The organism is Alteromonas lipotrueae (genome assembly GCF_019249215.1).
Taxonomy (GTDB): Bacteria; Pseudomonadota; Gammaproteobacteria; order Enterobacterales; family Alteromonadaceae; genus Alteromonas; species Alteromonas lipotrueae.
In genome coordinates this window covers 320,007-338,217 of record NZ_JAESDI010000004.1, presented here as the reverse complement: position 1 = coordinate 338,217, position 18,211 = coordinate 320,007, and the positions used below count along the sequence as shown (strand labels likewise).

The 18,211-nt window shown below is 44.1% G+C and carries 16 protein-coding genes; 9 read left to right on the top strand and 7 right to left on the bottom strand.

What is annotated here, in order from left to right; translation table 11 throughout:
* The first annotated feature begins 55 nt into the window (after positions 1 to 55).
* Positions 56 to 1,675 carry a methyl-accepting chemotaxis protein gene (locus tag JKP82_RS06390; RefSeq protein ID WP_159528710.1) on the top strand — a complete coding sequence of 540 codons (1,620 nt, stop codon included), beginning with the start codon at positions 56 to 58 and terminating at the stop codon, positions 1,673 to 1,675.
* Between the two features lie 230 nt (positions 1,676 to 1,905).
* Here JKP82_RS06390 and rpoD read toward each other — a convergent pair whose 3' ends face one another.
* The 4 genes from rpoD to rpsU form a co-directional block, all read right to left on the bottom strand.
* On the bottom strand, positions 1,906 to 3,732 hold the full coding sequence (gene rpoD / locus JKP82_RS06385; RefSeq protein ID WP_013785437.1) for an RNA polymerase sigma factor RpoD: 1,827 nt from the start codon (positions 3,730 to 3,732) through the stop codon (positions 1,906 to 1,908).
* 324 nt (positions 3,733 to 4,056) lie between these two features.
* Positions 4,057 to 5,838, bottom strand: coding sequence for a DNA primase (dnaG, locus tag JKP82_RS06380; protein ID WP_159528711.1), 1,782 nt, complete (start codon positions 5,836 to 5,838; stop codon positions 4,057 to 4,059).
* Positions 5,839 to 5,979: 141 nt separating this feature from the next.
* Positions 5,980 to 6,426 (bottom strand): GatB/YqeY domain-containing protein, encoded by a 447-nt coding sequence (locus JKP82_RS06375; RefSeq protein WP_159528713.1) that lies wholly within the window; start codon positions 6,424 to 6,426, stop codon positions 5,980 to 5,982.
* A 387-nt stretch (positions 6,427 to 6,813) separates the two neighbouring features.
* Positions 6,814 to 7,029: a 30S ribosomal protein S21 gene (rpsU, locus tag JKP82_RS06370; protein ID WP_012517258.1), complete on the bottom strand. Its 216-nt coding sequence runs from the start codon at positions 7,027 to 7,029 to the stop codon at positions 6,814 to 6,816.
* A 536-nt stretch (positions 7,030 to 7,565) separates the two neighbouring features.
* On the opposite strand from rpsU, the gene tsaD reads away from it, so the two are divergent.
* Together tsaD and JKP82_RS06360 are read left to right on the top strand one after the other, a co-directional pair.
* Positions 7,566 to 8,579: a tRNA (adenosine(37)-N6)-threonylcarbamoyltransferase complex transferase subunit TsaD gene (tsaD, locus tag JKP82_RS06365; protein WP_218396267.1), complete on the top strand. Its 1,014-nt coding sequence runs from the start codon at positions 7,566 to 7,568 to the stop codon at positions 8,577 to 8,579.
* A gap of 68 nt (positions 8,580 to 8,647) precedes the next feature.
* Positions 8,648 to 9,991, top strand: coding sequence for an alkaline phosphatase family protein (locus JKP82_RS06360; RefSeq protein WP_218396291.1), 1,344 nt, complete (start codon positions 8,648 to 8,650; stop codon positions 9,989 to 9,991).
* Positions 9,992 to 10,054: 63 nt separating this feature from the next.
* Here the strand turns inward: JKP82_RS06360 and plsY are convergent, their stop codons facing one another.
* The gene (plsY, locus tag JKP82_RS06355; RefSeq protein WP_218396266.1) at positions 10,055 to 10,657 is read right to left on the bottom strand and encodes a glycerol-3-phosphate 1-O-acyltransferase PlsY; all 603 of its coding nucleotides are present in this window, start codon (positions 10,655 to 10,657) and stop codon (positions 10,055 to 10,057) included.
* A gap of 238 nt (positions 10,658 to 10,895) precedes the next feature.
* On the opposite strand from plsY, the gene folB reads away from it, so the two are divergent.
* From folB to JKP82_RS06335, 4 genes are all read left to right on the top strand, one after another.
* The gene (gene folB, locus JKP82_RS06350) at positions 10,896 to 11,249 is read left to right on the top strand and encodes a dihydroneopterin aldolase (protein WP_218396264.1); all 354 of its coding nucleotides are present in this window, start codon (positions 10,896 to 10,898) and stop codon (positions 11,247 to 11,249) included.
* A complete protein-coding gene (gene folK, locus JKP82_RS06345) occupies positions 11,249 to 11,743 on the top strand; it encodes a 2-amino-4-hydroxy-6-hydroxymethyldihydropteridine diphosphokinase (RefSeq protein ID WP_013785430.1) in 495 nt (164 codons plus the stop codon). The genes folB and folK overlap by 1 nt, the downstream gene beginning before the upstream one ends.
* An 8-nt stretch (positions 11,744 to 11,751) precedes the next feature.
* Positions 11,752 to 12,552, top strand: a complete 801-nt coding sequence (locus tag JKP82_RS06340; RefSeq protein ID WP_218396263.1) for an undecaprenyl-diphosphate phosphatase — start codon at positions 11,752 to 11,754, stop codon at positions 12,550 to 12,552.
* Positions 12,553 to 12,700: 148 nt separating this feature from the next.
* A complete protein-coding gene (locus tag JKP82_RS06335; protein WP_159528724.1) occupies positions 12,701 to 13,069 on the top strand; it encodes a histidine triad nucleotide-binding protein in 369 nt (122 codons plus the stop codon).
* A gap of 151 nt (positions 13,070 to 13,220) precedes the next feature.
* On the opposite strand, the gene JKP82_RS06330 is transcribed toward JKP82_RS06335, so the two are convergent.
* A complete protein-coding gene (locus tag JKP82_RS06330; RefSeq protein ID WP_218396261.1) occupies positions 13,221 to 14,930 on the bottom strand; it encodes a dipeptidyl-peptidase 3 family protein in 1,710 nt (569 codons plus the stop codon).
* Between the two features lie 385 nt (positions 14,931 to 15,315).
* Here JKP82_RS06330 and JKP82_RS06325 point away from each other — a divergent pair, with 385 nt between their 5' ends.
* Positions 15,316 to 16,152, top strand: coding sequence for an HDOD domain-containing protein (locus tag JKP82_RS06325; protein ID WP_159528728.1), 837 nt, complete (start codon positions 15,316 to 15,318; stop codon positions 16,150 to 16,152).
* Between the two features lie 48 nt (positions 16,153 to 16,200).
* On the opposite strand, the gene JKP82_RS06320 is transcribed toward JKP82_RS06325, so the two are convergent.
* Positions 16,201 to 17,364 carry a benzoate/H(+) symporter BenE family transporter gene (locus tag JKP82_RS06320; RefSeq protein ID WP_218396260.1) on the bottom strand — a complete coding sequence of 388 codons (1,164 nt, stop codon included), beginning with the start codon at positions 17,362 to 17,364 and terminating at the stop codon, positions 16,201 to 16,203.
* A 167-nt stretch (positions 17,365 to 17,531) separates the two neighbouring features.
* Here JKP82_RS06320 and JKP82_RS06315 point away from each other — a divergent pair, with 167 nt between their 5' ends.
* A complete protein-coding gene (locus JKP82_RS06315) occupies positions 17,532 to 18,098 on the top strand; it encodes a helix-turn-helix domain-containing protein (RefSeq protein WP_218396258.1) in 567 nt (188 codons plus the stop codon).
* Positions 18,099 to 18,211 lie beyond the last annotated feature (113 nt).

Genomic DNA, 18,211 nt, shown 5'->3' with positions numbered 1-18,211 from the left:
AAGCCATGATCTGTGGCCGTGCTTAAAGTAACGTGACGTAACTGGTGAGATAAAAATGAGTTTTCTAAAAAAAATGCCCATCGCAACAAAGATTTTTCTGATACCGGGAATTGCTGCACTAAGCTTTATTATTTACCTCTTAATTACGGTTTACGTTGCACTTAACAATGACGACACCCTCGAGAAAGTTGAAAACGTTCAGTTTCCCGCACTTCAATTGTCTGCCTCTACCTTGGTAGATATGCAAAAAGTCAGGGACACGCTAAGTAGTGCGGTAACCACAGGCGACCAAGATACATTGAGCGCTGCGAGTGAATTGGCCACAGATGCAAAAGCTGGGCTAGACGAGATAAGTGCAATCAGCCCTGAGTTTCGCCCCGCGATATCAAAGATTTCTGCTGGGTTCGATGATTATTTTGAAGTGGCGTACGACGTTTCTCAGTCAATGGTTGATGGAACGGCTGACTTTAGCCGCTTAGGTCAACTATCTAAGCAGATGAACGGTTCGTACGATGCTGTTATTGCTTCAATGACAAATTTTAGAGATGAGCAGCAATCTGCATTTGATGCTTCTTTTGCGAAAACCGACGCGGCAAATATTTCGTTAATCAGTACCGGTGTGATAATGACTATTGTCGTCACCTTGTTGTTGTTTGCTACCGCGGTGCCCATCGTCCAAGGTATTAAGAAAAGCATCGATGACGTAGTGCGCTCGCTTAAAGATATTGCCCAAGAAAACGGTGATTTGACCGTTCGTATCGCAACGAAAAGTGAAGATGAAATTGGCGAGTTGGTGTATTGGTTTAATCAGTTTATGGACAAACTGCAAGGCGTAGTGAAAGACGTAGTTGAGGCGAGTTTACCGTTATCTAACTTGGCGCAAAACCTTCGCGGCCTAACGGAGGAAACCCAGCGTACTATTGATATTCAACAGCAGTCTGCACAAAACGCCAAACTCGCGGTTGATACAATGAGTGGTTCAGTAGACGGCGTAGCACACAGTGCCGCACAAGCTGCAGGTGATGCTAACGAAGCGACTAGCGCCGCTGGCGAAGGCCGTCAAATTGTACAACAAACCGTTTCCAGTATTCAGCAGTTAGCCGAAAACGTGCGTGAAACCGCTGATGTGATTGGGCGTCTTGAGTCAGATTCGAACAAAGTTGGCTCGGTACTCGATGTGATTAAAGGCATTGCCGAGCAAACTAACTTACTGGCGCTTAATGCCGCCATTGAAGCTGCTAGGGCGGGTGAGCAAGGGCGTGGTTTCGCTGTTGTTGCTGATGAAGTTCGTACCCTTGCATCACGTACTCAACAATCGACTGAAGAGATTCAGAGCACTATTGAGCAGCTACAGAGCGCAGCGCATTCAGCAGTGGAAGTAATGTCTCGCGGCACCGAGCAAGCAACCAATAGTGTTGAAACAGCTAATAAAGCGGGTGTTAGTTTAGAAACAATAACCAGTACAATCGGTCGCATTAATCAAATGAACGAACAGATTGCGCACAACACTGAAGATCAACGTTCAGTGGCGGTAGACATTGTGAAGCACGTTGAAGAAATTCACCAACGTACAGAGGAAACTTCTAGTCGTTCGGGCGAATTAGGTGTTATGTGTAACGAACTTGCCGATTTAGCACAGCATTTAGAATTGATAGCAAAGCAGTTCCGCGTATAACCGCTAACTAAATATAAAAACGCCCTCAACATTGAGGGCGTTTTTGTATCTGGCATTAAGTTGCTATCGGCCAGTACAAATCGCGGAGCTACTGAATAATTAGCGCCGCAAATGGAACGTAATTACTTTGGCAAGTGACCATGTTGTACCACAGCTTAGCGCTAATTCAGTTAAAAAAAATCCCCTGACAAAGCAGGGGATTTTTAATTGTTCTAATACTTGTGAATATTCTACTCGTCTAAGAAGCTTCGTAGCTGCTCAGAGCGGCTAGGATGACGTAGCTTACGCAATGCCTTCGCTTCAATTTGACGAATACGCTCACGGGTAACGTCAAACTGCTTACCCACTTCTTCAAGTGTATGGTCAGTATTCATGTCGATACCGAAACGCATGCGAAGTACCTTCGCTTCACGTGCTGTAAGCCCTGCCAACACTTCTTGTGTTGCGTCTTTAAGGCTACCGCCGGTCGCAGAATCGAGGGGCTGTATAATGGTGCTGTCCTCGATAAAATCACCTAGATGCGAATCTTCATCATCGCCAATTGGCGTTTCCATTGAGATTGGCTCTTTAGCTATTTTCAACACTTTGCGAATTTTGTCTTCTGGCATAAGCATGCGTTCAGACAACTCTTCAGGTGTTGGCTCACGACCCATTTCTTGTAGCATTTGACGAGAGATACGATTAAGTTTGTTAATCGTTTCTATCATATGCACAGGAATACGGATAGTACGCGCTTGGTCGGCAATAGAACGGGTAATTGCCTGACGAATCCACCAGGTAGCATAAGTTGAGAACTTATAACCACGGCGATATTCAAACTTATCTACCGCCTTCATCAGGCCGATGTTACCTTCCTGAATAAGGTCAAGGAATTGCAAACCACGGTTGGTGTATTTCTTAGCAATTGAAATAACCAAACGTAAGTTAGCTTCAACCATCTCTTTCTTCGCACGGCGAGCCTTTGCTTCACCAATTGACATACGACGGTTGATGTCTTTGATATCAGCAATAACCAAACCAGTTTCTTGTTCAACCTGGTTCATCTTGCTAATACAGCGTTCAATTTCTTCTTTATTAACGGCTAATGCGTCAGAATAAGCTGCGTTAGCTTTAATCGCTTTTGTTAACCAAGCAGAAGACGTTTCGTTTCCTGCAAATGCCTTGATGAAATCTTTCTTAGGCATTTTAGCGTTAACAACACAGAACTTCATAACAAGACGTTCTTGGATACGCACTTTGTCCATCATTGAACGCATGTTTTTAACCATACGATCAAATTGCTTAGGCACTAGACGGAATTCTTTGAAGACTTCACTCAATGCATTGATTTGTTCACGAGCGGCAGCATGAGAGCGGCCTTTCTTCTCGATAACGTCACGTGCTTTGATGTATTGATCACGAAGGGCACCAAACTTAGCGCGGGCTAATTCAGGATCTACACCGCCTTCATCTTCGTCTTCTTCGTCATCGTCGTCATCTTCATCTTCCAGTTCTTCTTCTGAAAGCTCAGAGCCGATGTGTGTGGCCGTAGGAGCAAGATCTTGATCATCATTCGGGTCAACAAAACCAGAAATAATGTCGCTGATGCGAATTTCTTCTGCTTCGTACAAGTCCCATTGATCGAGCAAATAGGTGATGGCTTCAGGGTATTCAGCAACAGAGCACTGAACCTGATTAATTCCATCTTCTATACGCTTGGCAATTTCAATTTCGCCTTCACGAGTAAGAAGCTCAACCGTACCCATTTCACGCATATACATACGCACAGGGTCGGTGGTACGCCCAATTTCGCTTTCTACGGTAGCAAGCGCTTGAGCAGCAGCTTCAGCTGCGTCTTCATCGGCGGTTGCTTCTTGCATGAGAAGTTCATCTGAATCTGGAGCAGATTCAGAAACTTGAATTCCCATGTCGTTGATCATGCGAATAATATCTTCAATTTGATCAGAATCGACAATATCTTGCGGCAGGTGGTCGTTAACTTCTGCAAAGGTTAAGTAACCTTGCTCTTTACCTTTTGCAATCAGGAGTTTAATCTGAGACTGCTTGCTTTGCGCCATATAACCTACACTTCTCACATTCAATTAGTTTGCAATAGAAATACCCATACCAAAGAGGTATGTACATTATTTCTCTGTAGTACTACTGTTGTATCAATGCCGCTTCCGCTCGGTGTCACGTCATATTAAACGGTGCACACCTGCCCGGGTTTGGTTCTGCCCGTTTTGTTCGGCTTTATAATTGCTACTGACATTGCTGCAAATTTGTTCACATTTATGCTTATAAGCGTGCGTGCAGCGAATTAGCCAGTATAGCAGAATTACTAATGGTTTTACCAGATTGACGGCTGTTTTTTTAGCCAGTTATTAGCCTCGACCTTATGGTCAGCTTTTCTGGCGCTCCTTCATTAACAAGTTCAGTTCCTCTTTTTCCACTTGAGTGAGTGGCTGAACCCGAGAGCGGGAAATTAAAGTTTCTATGCGGCTATCGAAATGCCAATCGAGTAATCGAGCAAAACTGTCGCTGTAAACACGCTCAGCATCCTCGTCTTTAACAAGATGTTCTTGTAACAATAATTTCGCGATAGTAGAAGAATGGGGATGATTACGGAAGTTTTCAACCAGCTGTGCAGTGGTTGCTTGGGGATATTGCGCGCAATAGCGATGAATATCCAATAAAAGATCCATTCCGGTTGCGTCACTCCCTTCAAATACGGAAGGTTGCACGTCATCACAACGTGTGGCTAACGAGGGAGAGTCTAGCAGTAACCTAATCAGCATGCGTAGCGGTGACAAGCGAGCTTTACCTACTTGGTTTCTATTCGCTGAATATGCGGGCTTGCTACTGGCATGGTTCGCTTTGGATATATCCTGCTGCAATTTAAATCTATCGTATTCACCGGTGTGTTTAGCAAGCTCTTCTAATAGCATTTGCTTTTGGTCGTCACCCTGCACACTCTCAATTAATGGCATGGCTGCTTTGCGAAGCGCTATTTTACCTTCCGGTGTACCCACTTTATGTGTTTTCAATTGGTTTTCGAAGAAGAAGCGTGACAATGGCATAGCATTATCAAGCATTTCCATGAAGGCATCTTTACCAATTTTTCTTACCATAGTATCTGGGTCTTCGCCGTCAGGTAAGAATAAGAAAGACAGTCTGACACCGTCTTTTAACGCGGGCAGGGCATTTTCTAATGCGCGCCACGCCGCTTCTCGACCTGCACGGTCGCCATCATAACAACAAACAATATGCGGGGTTGCGCGCACTAACATTTGCATATGTTCAGCCGTGGTGGCGGTGCCAAGTGCAGCCGTTGCTTGGTTAATACCAAATTGACTTAACGCCACCACATCCATATAACCTTCAACTATGAGTACTGCGTCGAGCTGACGGTTCTGTTGACGAGCTTGGTAAAAACCAAAGAGCTCGCTGCCTTTATGAAAAATACGGGTTTCAGGGGAGTTTAAGTATTTTGGGCCGCCGTCTTCTAATACGCGGCCACCAAAACCGACTACGCGGCCTCGTTTGTCCCGAATGGGGAACATGATTCGGTCGCGAAAAAAATCGTAGCGTCTGCCTTGGTCGTTTTGATTAACCAATTTTAAGTCGATAAGCTGTTTTACTCGGGCTTGGTCTTTGCCAAAGGTTTTTAGCAACGCATCCCAACTGTCTGGTGCATAGCCTATTTCCCATTGCTTAACGATATCGCCACTAAGCCCACGGCTTTTTAAATAATCTATGGCTTTGCCGCTATTTTCATCTTGTTTAAGTTGGTGTTGAAAAAAGCGAACAACTTGTTCCATTAGTGAGTAGTCGTCTTGCTGCTGTTGCTTTTTCTCTTCGCTAACCACAGGCAAGTGGCCTTTTTCTCTCGGTACTTCTAATCCGTAGAGTTTGGCGAGTTCTTCAATAGCCTCAACAAACTCAAGGCGGTCGAACTCCATCAAAAAGGAAATCGCGTTGCCGTGGGCACCACAACCAAAGCAATGATAGAACTGCTTTTCTTGGCTTACGGTAAAAGAAGGGCTTTTCTCATTATGAAAAGGGCAGCAAGCTTGATAATTTTTGCCCGCTTTTTTTAACTTCACCCTACTATCAACAATGTCTACAACATCGGTGCGTGAGAGAAGATCATCAATAAAATCGCGAGGTATTTTTCCGGCCATGGGGAGACACTAATGCTTATAACGGTAATTAGGGTAGCACAAAAAAGTACTTTAACAGGGAAGGTAAATAATGAAAATACCAGGTTTGCGATTACACAAACCTGGCTAGTTCTATTTCTACCACTCGATTTTTATCGATATTTAGGCATTTAAACGGGCTTTTATTTTAGCGCTTAGTGCGCCCATATCTGTGCGGCCTTGTACTTGTGATTTTAGGCTACCCATCACTTTACCCATATCTTGCATACCTTGAGCACCGGTACTTACCATAGCTTCATCAATTAAGGTGGCAAGTTCGTCTTCGGTTAAAGGCTGCGGAAGAAAACCTTCCAACACGATAATCTCTTCACGCTCTTTACTGGCCAAGTCATCACGGTCAGCGGCATCAAATTGAGAGGCGGCATCTTGACGCTGTTTAACCATCTTGGTTAGTACTGCAAGAATATCGCTATCAGTAAGGGTGATTTGCTCGTCGATTTCACGTTGTTTAATGGCTGCTATTGCCATGCGAATGGTGCCTAGACGTAATTTCGCTTTAGCGCGCATTGCATCTTTTTGTGCAGATTTTAAATCGTCTATTAAAGCCATGATGCTCCCAAATTAAGTAAAGTTTCAACAAAGAAGGAAAGTCATTATAAAGGTATAAAGAAAAAAGTTATAAAAAGAAAAAAGTAAAACAGTAAAAGTAAAAAAACATTCTATGTAGGGATACTCATAAAAAGGCATACACTATCGATAACGGGCGAGTCAGTGGGGTATTAAAAATCGAGAGTCTATCAGAGGGTCTTGATATTCACCGACGCACTGCATGTTAATACCGCCGCGCTAGATGTTAATACCGCCGCGCTAGATGTTAATACCGCCGCGCTAGATGTTAATAAAGAATAACAAGCGCGAATGAAAGTTTTCTGTACCCCAGAAACGCGAAAGGTGCTGCAAATGCAACACCTTTCAGACTCGTAAGTTAACCCTGTTTTAGTAGAGTTTTACGCGACGTGCGTTTTCACGAGCTAATTTCTTTAGATGACGCTTTTTCGCAGCGGCTTTCTTACGCTTGCGTTCCCAAGTAGGCTTTTCGAAGAACTCACGACGACGAACTTCAGACAATACACCTGCTTTTTCACAAGAACGCTTAAAACGACGCAGCGCTACATCAAACGGCTCGTTTTCTCTAACTTTAACGATAGGCATTTAAACACTCACCTCAAAACTTTTGCTGTATAATTCCGGGAAATTGAGCGCTAAAAAGGCCACCCGGGTTAAAAATGGTGCGAAATTCTAATCATTTCCGAACAGAAAGTAAAGACTGAATTGCCAAAAAATAGGCAATATTGCGCAAATAAACGAAGCACCATTCCAAGATATGCGGAATAAAGGTAAACTCTGCGCCCTCTGAGACAAGGTAATACCTTTTATCTGTCTACGTGAGAAGAAGAATTCAGCGCGATCCCGCATTGGTTGAGTGGATCATATCACAGATCGCAGATGATCAAACAGGTCAGGTGCTGATCTATTGCAATAAACTTTGTTGCAATAAGTGCTGAGGTAACTCAAGTATCCTCTTGCAGGGTAAATGATGCTGATTATGCTCAATACTTGCGATTCGGCTATAGCTTGTGCTCGACAGGTTCGATAACTAAGTAAGCCTTTGGTGTTTGTTGTACCGTAAACATTGATGTTAAAGATGTAAAAGTAAGGTTTGGCTCAATGCAAATATTAGGAATAGTATGCGTATATTAGGAATAGAAACTTCTTGTGATGAAACGGGAATCGCCGTTTATGACGATACTGCGGGATTATTGTCACACGAATTATACAGCCAAGTTAAATTACACGCCGATTACGGTGGTGTAGTGCCTGAACTTGCGTCACGGGATCATGTTAGAAAAATTATCCCGCTTATCGAAAAAGCGCTTAGTGATGCTAACACCCAACCTAACGAATTAGACGGCGTAGCCTTCACCCAAGGCCCAGGCCTTGTAGGTGCTTTACTAGTAGGTTCTTCCGTAGGGCGTTCTTTAGCTTACGCGTGGGGTGTACCCGCAGTAGGTGTACATCATATGGAGGGGCATTTACTCGCCCCCATGTTAGAAGACAACGCGCCTGAATTTCCTTTTATTGCATTGTTAGTATCGGGCGGTCACTCTATGTTGGTAAAAGTAGAAGGTATAGGCAGCTACGAAGTTCTCGGTGAGTCGATAGATGATGCAGCTGGTGAAGCCTTTGATAAAACGGCCAAACTATTGGGGCTCGATTACCCTGGAGGGCCCTTATTAGCCAAGCTGGCAGAAAAAGGCGAGCCAGGACACTACAAATTCCCAAGGCCAATGACAGACCGCCCTGGTTTAGATTTCAGCTTCAGCGGTTTGAAAACTTTTGCGGCTAATACCATCCGCGCTGCCGATGACAACAAACAAACCAAAGCTAATATTGCATACGCGTTTCAAGAAGCGGTAATCGACACACTCATTATTAAGTGTAAGCGAGCACTCAAACAAACGGGTATGAAGCGCTTAGTAATTGCTGGCGGCGTAAGCGCGAATACGATGTTGCGAGCACAAATGAAAACCTTGATGGATGATTTACGCGGTGAGGTTTTCTACCCTAACTTAGCGTACTGTACCGACAACGGCGCCATGATAGCTTATGCAGGGATGCAGCGTTTGAAAGCTGGTGAAGTATTAGGGCTTTCTTCGCAAGCTAAACCTCGCTGGCCGCTGGATACGTTAGCGCCAGTATAATAATGTTGTCATCACAGGGTATTATCATGCTAAATAGTAAGTTTCTTTAGCATGTAGGAAATCTAGTGGTGTTTTTTCGTGGTAGCGCTTGGCTCACAATACAGTTTATTGGCACGTTACTTACCGCTAGTTGGTTGTCGCTAGCGGCCTTTAGTGCCCATGCAGTAAATAAGCATGCAATTAATAACACCATAATTAATAAGGATGCGGTTACCCATAAGAATCTGGCCTCGAGTCAGTCGGCTGAAATTCACAAAAATCATGTGGTTCTTATATCTTTAGATGGGTTTAGACATGATTACATCGAGCTGCATAATGCAAAAAATCTCGCACGAATTGCTAAGGCCGGTGTTCGAAGCACGTCGTTAATACCTGTCTATCCCGCCAATACTTTCCCCAACCATATTTCCATAGTGACTGGGTTACTACCCATACATCACGGCATTGTCGATAATCGTTTTTATGACAAGTTGCGACCCAGTAAAGAGGGGCGCTATGCTCAATATTCTATGGGGAAGGCACAAGGCGACAGCAGCTGGATTACTGCGATGCCCCTTTGGCTTTTGGCCGAGTTTCAGGGGCACAAAGCAGCAACCTATTTCTGGCCTGAATCTGACGCTAGAATAGCAGGAGCACTGCCTACTTATCTTTATCACTACTCGAAGCATGCAGATTACCAACAACGGGTAGATCAAATCGTTCAATGGTTAAGTCTGCCGGAAGCTGCAAGGCCACTTTTTGTCTCAGGCTACTTCTCATTGACTGACACTGTGGGGCACGACGAAGGTCCTATGTCCGAGAAAACAAAAGAGGCTGTTGCAAGGGTAGATAGGCTAATCGGGCAATTGTACGACCGATTAAATGCGCTTTCGATAGACGTTAATTTTGTTGTGGTATCTGATCACGGTATGACCAACGTCAAAGATAGCCATCAGATTATGGTTGAGTCATTAAATATTCCCGATTATTTCACCGTGCTTAACAATGGTGCGCAAGTGCGTCTATATGCTAAGCCAGAGGTTACACACGAGCAAATTGAAGATGAGAAAAACCGACTCCGGTTATTGGCCGAAGGGAAATTCATCGTGCTCACCTCCGTTGAGCGCGGCGTCAGGCATTCACAGTACAATGCGCGAACCGGTGATATTATTATGGAAGTTGCTCCGCCTGCACGGTTTAAAAGCGAAGGAAATACTCATGTGAGTAAGGGTAGCCATGGTTATCTCAATACGTTACCTGACATGGGCGGGCTATTCGTGGCGTCCGGGCCTTCGTTTAAACAAGGTAAAGTACTTCCAGCCTTCAGTAATCTAGAAATATACCCCGCGCTTGCTGAAATTATGGGCTTAGCACTACTTTCCCCTATCGATGGTGAAATTAAGGTATTGCGCGAAGGTTTAAAAGAACAATGACGCTTAGCAAGCTTTAGCATACGCCCAAGCTGAAATTCAACGTGCAGGCTAACGTAATTTTACTTACTCTTTGGTATTGCCTTTGTCCCAAATTTTGCCTTCAGAGCGGCTTATTAATCTTTTGATGTTGTCGCGATGTCGCAAGATAATCAGCAAAGAGAGCATGATGACTGGAACGGTATAGAGGGGTTTTATTAACCAAGTAAAAAGCGGGGCAAGGCTTACTGCTACCAAGGCGCCAAGTGAGGAATAGCCGGTAAGAAACACCACTATAACCCAGCTCAAAATAAGCAAGCCAGCTAAATCTAATCCAATGGGTAACATGGCACCAAAGGCCGTTGCTACTGCTTTACCCCCTTTGAAGCCAAAATATAAAGGGAAAATATGACCCAAACATGCGGCAATAGCGACTAGGCCTAAAAGCACGGGGTCTAAGCCTAAAAAGTAGCTGGAATAAACCGGAATAGTCCCTTTTAAAATATCCATTACTAGCACCAGCAAGGCCGGAATCCTGCCGCCAATTCGATATACATTAGTGGCGCCGGGGTTCTTAGAACCAGCAGTGCGGGGATCGGGAAGAGAAAATGCTTTGCAGATAACTACCGCGCTCGATAAAGAGCCAAACAAATAGGCTACGCAAATCATTAAAAGGGCCAACGGTATCATTATTGCTACTTTAACCTGCTGCTTTGTACACTAAACGTATATCTACACTAATAATATGGGGCGAATGCTATTGTGCGTGTTGCCCCCACTTGCAGTACAACGGTATAGTTGTGCCACCATCGCCCCATGGCGAATAACGTAAAGCGTAAAGCTACTCCATTCAAAAGTGATATACCACCTTTTGAGAAGAAGTTAACGTGGTAGTAAGACCAGTATGGTCATAAGAATGAAAAGGTTTATGGGAAAAATATATATAACAGGGCTGGCTGTCGATACCCTTATCGGTGTGTACGATTGGGAACGGGAGCGTTTAACCACGCTGTTGCTCGATGTTGAACTCGACGCTAACCTAGATGCCGCAATGCAGTCAGATAATGTCGACGATACCATTAACTATGCCGACGTGGCTGATTGTATTACCGAGGTAGGAAAAAACAGTCGTTTTATGCTGTTAGAAGCATTTGGCGGCGCGGTAATGAACAAGGTATTAGCCACGTTTCCGGCCCATGCCATCAGCCTTAAAATTGTGAAGCCGAATATTCTACCTAATGCCCAAACGGTGGCAGTGGCTATGTATCAGGAAAAGTCCTAGTGGGGCGTCATACCATTTTAATCAGTGTGGGTTCCAATATCGACAAAGAACACTACATACGAGAAAGTATTAAAGCGCTTAAACTGCATTTCGATGACGTTAGTTACTCGTCGGTATATGAGAGTGAGTCAGTCGGCTTCGATGGCAGTGCCTTTTATAACCTAGTGGCGAAAGCCGTTACTTCTATGAGTATTATTGAAGTGCGAGATACCTTTCGTCAGATTGAAAGTGACAACGGCCGTAAACACGGGGAAAAGAAATTTTGTTCCCGTACACTGGACTTAGATTTACTCACGTACGACGACCAAATTACCCATGAACCCGTTGTGCTACCTCGGGAAGAGATTCTGTATAACGCCTTTGTATTATGGCCGTTAGCTGAATTGGTTCCTAATGAAATCCACCCTGTTGAAGGCAAAACCTACGAGGCACTTTGGCAGGCATTTGATAAAGAAAAACAAACACTCTCGCCCATCAATTTTACTTGGAGCTAAGCAACGGAATGACACTGTTCGAAATAATCATATTGGCTATTATTCAGGGCGTTACCGAATTTTTACCTATCAGCAGTTCTGGGCATCTTTTACTGCCCGCAGAATTATTTGGCTGGGTAAGTCAGGGGTTAGCGTTTGATGTTGCTGTTCACGTGGGAAGCTTACTGGCGGTAATGATTTATTTTCGCCAAGAAATTGCACAAATGACAGTGGCTTGGGTAACTAAGGGTTTTACAAAAGAGCAAAACACCGACAGTAAGTTAGCATGGTATGTGATTATCGCGACTATACCTGCTGTGATTATTGGCTTTGTAATGAAAGACTGGATAGAACTTAACGCCAGAACCGCCCTTGTTATTGCCGCTACCACCATTATTTTTGGCCTTGCCCTATGGTATGCCGACGCCACTGCGAAACGCACCCAAGAATTAACATCGCTTAATTGGAAACAAGCATTGTTGATTGGGTTAGCGCAAGTGCTGGCACTTATTCCTGGTACTTCACGCTCGGGTATTACCATGACCGCAGGTTTGATGTTGGGGTTAAATAGAGAGAGTTGTGCGCGCTTTTCGTTCTTACTTTCTATTCCCGTTATTTTGGGCGCAGGTTTGCTCGCCACCCTCGATTTATTGCAAGCTAACGAAGCGGTCGATTGGTCTGCGTTGCTTTATGGCGCTGCGTTTTCATTTGTGAGTGCTTACTTATGTATTTACCTTTTCCTTAGCTGGATATCTCGAATTGGTATGCTTCCATTTGTGATTTACCGTTTACTATTAGGCGTCATTTTGCTTTGGTTCGTTTTTGTATAAGCGGTTCGCACACGCTGTTCGCATAAGCTCGGGTTCACAAAAGACTGTGTTAGCGTAATAACGGGGCGAATTCTTTCTAGGGAGCGCGCCTCTTTTGAAGCGTTATGCAATGCAGTATGGTTACTATAATTGATGTAGGGAGTACGCAATGTTAGACACTATTTTTACGAAGATTATCAATAAAGAAATACCAGCAGATATCCTTTATGAAGATGATATCTCGTTGGCGTTTAGAGACATTAACCCGCAAGCGCCGGTCCATTTTTTAGTGATCCCGAAAAAAGCGATCCCGACTATCAATGACATCACGAAAGAAGATAGAGAGGTAGTCGGACACTTGTCGTACGTCGCCGCAAAAGTTGCAGCTGACCTAGGCGTAGACGAGCAGGGTTACCGCACGGTAATGAACTGTAATGAATTTGGTGGGCAAACGGTGTACCACATACATTTACATGTGCTAGCCGGTAAAATTATGGGCTGGCCGCCATATACTGATACCGCAAAGCGCTTAGAATAGATAGCGCTTGGAGTAAAAGCCCTTGAATTGAAAAACGTTCTGAAAAACCTTTCAAGGTAGAATAGTGAGTTAAATAGCCAGTCAGTTGCTTGACATAGATAGGCAACTGACTGGCTTAGTCTTTACTGAGCCAGTTATCGATAAATAGTGGTTAGTTCAAACCAAGTACCTTTTTACCTTGTTCGAAGTGAATATCGACAGGAATGTTTGCCGCTTCTAAGCGCGCTAAATCTGCCGCTAGCTGTGGTTTAATCACGCCCATACTGGCTACAAGCTCTGCAACACCATCGTAGTCGCCATCACCTTGCAGGGTTAAAATAAGCTCAGATAATGCGGCGATTGCTGCGCCCATCTTCTCAACATTAACGCGATAAACACCTTCTTCAGTTTGCTCAAAAGCGCCTTCTTGTGCAAAGAAATTAAAGCGGATCATATTCGCTTTACCGTGGGCACTAGACGCCCCAAAACGTACTGAGCGGAAAATGCCGGCCATAAAGGTGACGTAGTAATCTTCAAGTGTACCCTCTGAAATTTCGCCTTTTTCAAGTAAGCTTTGAATCATGTAAAGACCCAAAATGTCAGCTTTACCTTCTTCTAATGCAGAGGCGTGTTCTTTAAGTGAGCCTCTTACTGTATCGCTACCATCAAGGGTGTTTTTTATACCTAAGCCATGCGCCACTTCATGAAACATGGTGTTAGCAAAAAACGCATCAAACGTAATATGATCACGTTGCTCTGGCGCAATGAGCATATCGGCAATAGGAATAAGAATATTGTCGAATTTGGCACGCATCGCGTTTTTCAGTTGCAAACGACGGGTGCCTTTTTCAAGCTGTACACGCTCATCATTAGGTAAGTTAATCGCAATGGTTTTACTGCCAGCATTTGAATGCCCCGCGTAATACACCACGTCATAGGCGTTTAAGTCGGCATCGGAGCCAGGTACTTCCGCTTTGTACTGGGCAGGTACAGGTAAACCTTTTTGTAGCTCTGGAAGAAAAGCGGCGTATTTTGCGAGTTTTTCACTCCACGCTAAATCTTTTACCAAAACGTAGGCTTCAAAGGCAGCGCGATAACCAAATAGCTGGTCTTCATAGCTTTCGATCGGACCAATTACCAACTCTACAGGGTTGGTCTTCATGTCCATCCACGCCATATCCGAGGCTAAGTAATCGTCGGTAAGTAATGCTTGTGCACGCAGGGTTAAGTAGGCTTTAAAGCTTGGATCTTCGGCAAGTTCAGCTGCCTCTTTTAGAATCTTTGATGCAGCGGTTAATTCACTTTTGTACGCATGCGAATAGGGGATAGAGTAAAGGTTGCCAGCTTCATCTTGCTTCACCAACGAGTATAAGCCTTGTTTGTCATCGAACGTGGCGGTCGCGAAGTCAGCCTTTGTCATGTTGTGAGGATAAAATTCAGCACCTAGGGCTTTCTCTTCATAGCCCGCTAGAAACGCGTTATCGCCGTTCAATCTGTCCCATGGGCCATAGTTGATTGAAGCAAAGTGTTTAACGTCGTCGCTTTCAATACTATTTAAAAACGCATTTTTATCGCCGAAGAAAGCTTGTTTCCAAAATAAGTCGTCCATTATTTTAGACGCATCAATAAGCAAACCTATCATCTTTTGTTGGTTGTCGCTTAAATGGGATAAGTCACTGGTCAGTTCAACGGGATGATAAATAGATAACCGAGACTCATCCACAAGAAGCGTACTATCTGGTGATGCGGTGTGCGAAGCCTCTACAGAAGGGGGGGCCTTTGATACGGCTTCTTGGGGGGCCTTGGAGCAGGCGCTCATAAATAAACTTGTGGCAACCGCCACGGCAAGAGTAGAGTAATGTTTAGGTGAAAATTTTATCATAACGTTTTCTGTTTTAGATTTATTAGCAGGATAAGAATATACAATAAAGTAACACGTTAGCGAGCGGCGTTTTGATGTGTATCAAGGTTTCATGTAAAGGCATATGTACTACACTGTTCATAACGCGTAATAATACTATTCAATATTGAGTTAGTAAAAGGTTCAATATTATTTAAGCTCAATAACGGTTATAACATATGGGGAATGTGATTTCCTGCTATCATAAAGCTATGCTTTTCATATGCGTAGCGTATAGTGGGATAATAAGTCTCTGAGCAACTGCAACTTGGTCATTTACTCGCAAACAAGGATTACAGTGTAACCGCGGGTATCTTAAATTCATTGCCTTTTAGTGGCTATTTGAAACATATCTAAGGGTAGGTATATGTCTACACAAAATGCGCTCTCAACAATTCTTGTTGAAAAAATAACAAACGACACACTCGTACTTCCTACGTTACCGGCTATTGCTTTAAAAGTGAGAAAGTCAGCGGATGATCCTAATATCAATCTAAGTGCTATGGGGGATGTTATCGGTCAAGACCCCTCGCTAAGCGCAAGAATGATTAAAATTGCGAACAGTGCTTATATGGGCCGCAGTATCAAAGTAAATTCTATCAGCCAAGCGGTAACCCGTATTGGTTTACGCCAAATCAAAAACATTTCAACCGCGCTTGCCATGGAACAGCTGTTCGTTTCTAAAAACGACGTAGTGAGCGCTTATCTACAAAAAGAGTGGGCGAATACGGTTAATATCGTGGCCAATTCAATGGCGGTAATGCAGCTCTATATTACTCGTACGAAAAAGCGTGAAATGAGTATGGATATTATGACGCTAACAGCGTTAACCCATAACATTGGCGTATTACCTATTCTGACCGAAGCCGAAAGACACCCTGAAGTGTTTGCGAATCCAACCTTTTTAGAAGTGGCCATCGACAAACTAGCGGGTCAAATTGGCGCTAGCATCATGCGAGAATGGGGCTTCGGTGAAGAGTTTGTGAATGTAGCCAAATGCTGGAAAGATTTGAGCTATATACCTGAACAGGTTACCTACATAGATTTCGTTCGTGTTGGTGCGGCCGTTTCTGGCGCAATGGACAGTCAAAAAGACGCTGTTTTGAACTTAGCCATACAGCGTGATGTTATTGATGATGTGGCGGTACTTCACTCCGATGAATTTACCGACCTTGCCAGTGCAGCGAAGCAAATATTTGCCTAACGCTTTGCTACAATAATGCGAGTAAAGCATGACTAATTAAAGCCGAACTTATGCTCGGCTTTTTTGTTTGTTGCTTTCAACCAACATGAGTAATAAGCCCAGTAATAGGCCCCACACCGCTGACGTGATGGAGAAAAGACTGAAGCCTGACGCCGTACATAAAAAGGTGACCAAGGCTGCGTGACGGTACTTGTCACTTTCTACCGTTTTAACCAAGGCGGCTTGTAAGGTAGCCAGTAGCGCAAGCCCTGCCAGTAAGTGCACCACAATAGGAGGCATTGAAACGAATAGAACCACCACAACAGACGCGAGCAGACCCATAAATAGGTAGCCAATGCCTGCGGCAATGGCCGCTTTGTAGCGCTGGGTTTTATCTTTGTCTGCTTCTTCCCCCATACACAAAGCTGCGGTTATTGCCGCAAGATTAAACGTGAACCCGCCAAACGGCGCCAGCACACCCTGCAATATTGCAATGCCGCTTAGCACTTTTTTATGGTCGGGGTGATAACCGTGGGCATGATGTATCGCAATGCCAGGTAAATTCTGAGAAAGGGTAGTGATAATATACAGGGGAACGGCAAGCCCTATAGAGGCGGTTACTGAAAATTCAGGGCTTACCCATACGAGGGTTGGTAGTGCGAGCGTTAACGCGAGCGCTTGGTTTAACCAGCTACTTGTAGCGATAGAAACGGCCAGTAAACACAACATAAGGTAGCGAGGGAAAAAGCGGCTTCCAATAAGATAGATTGCCAGAAAACCGGCAACGATATAAGGGTATTGTTCTACATCAGTGAATATTGATATGCAGATAGGCAGTAAAATACCTGCCAGAAGCGCTGATGAGATACTTGCAGGAATTCGGCTTATTTGATTGAGCAAACTGCGACTTTGCGCGGTAACTAGGGAAAGTACTGCGCAGATGATAAAGGCGCCAATACTTTCAGGAAGGCTGTACTGTTCAACGCTACCTAATAAAAAGGCCGCACCAGGGGTAGACCAGGCGGTGACCACTGGCATTTTCATTAGCCAAGAATAGAAGATACAGGAAATGCCCATTCCTAAGCCTAATGCGAGAAGCCAGCTTATGACCATATCTGGGCTCGCCCCCGCTTTACGGGCAACATCGATAACAATAACAACGGCGCTGCTATAGCCAACGGTGACTGCGGTTAACCCTGAAGAAATGTGGCTAATCTGCCATTTTGATTTCATCTTTGCCTCAATGATTTGAACCCGTTTCAAAATTACTTCATACTCTGTGCGTTATAACGTACAAGTTTAACTTACTTTACACTTGTGCGTTATAACGCACAAGGTATTTTGTTTTTAAAATACTCAATCGATTCTATTTGTGGGTATTCGATAAGTAGCAGTGACATATGAATAACAACAGCGATGCACTACATGCGGGGGATTTTTCGTTAAGTATTTCTACGCGTTTGAAGCAATTACGTAATGATATGGGCTTGTCTCTTGATAAAACCGCCACGCTAACCGGTGTGTCTAAAGCTATGTTAGGCCAAATAGAGCGGCAAGAATCAAGCCCTACTATCGCTACCTTGTGGAAGATTGCGACAGGGTTAAACGCGTCGTTTTCCTCCTTTATAGCGTCAAACGCACAGTCTGAATTCGACGTTAATCACGGCTTTATTCACGATCCAAACATGCAAGTGAAAACCCTTTTTCCTTTTGATGTAAACAAAGGTTTTGAGGTCTTTGAGATTACCTTAACGCATTTTCATGAGCAGTGTTCAACCGCCCATCAAAGTGGGGTGACAGAGCATATTCATTGTATTGAGGGCAGGTTAACCTTGAGGCAAGGCGATGAGAGTAAAACCATCACGGCAGGCGAGCAGTATTTAATAAAGGCCGATCAAGTACATGGCTATAAAGACGAAAGTGGGGAAACTCGGTTTATTAATATTATCCACTATCCGGTGCTGTAGAGGCAGATGACAGGCAAATGGTTAGATGCAAAGCTGGAGGGTAAGATAAATAAAGTGTTAAGCGGTGCCTATGAGGCACTGCTCAACACGTATTAGTTATGCGCTAGTTGAAA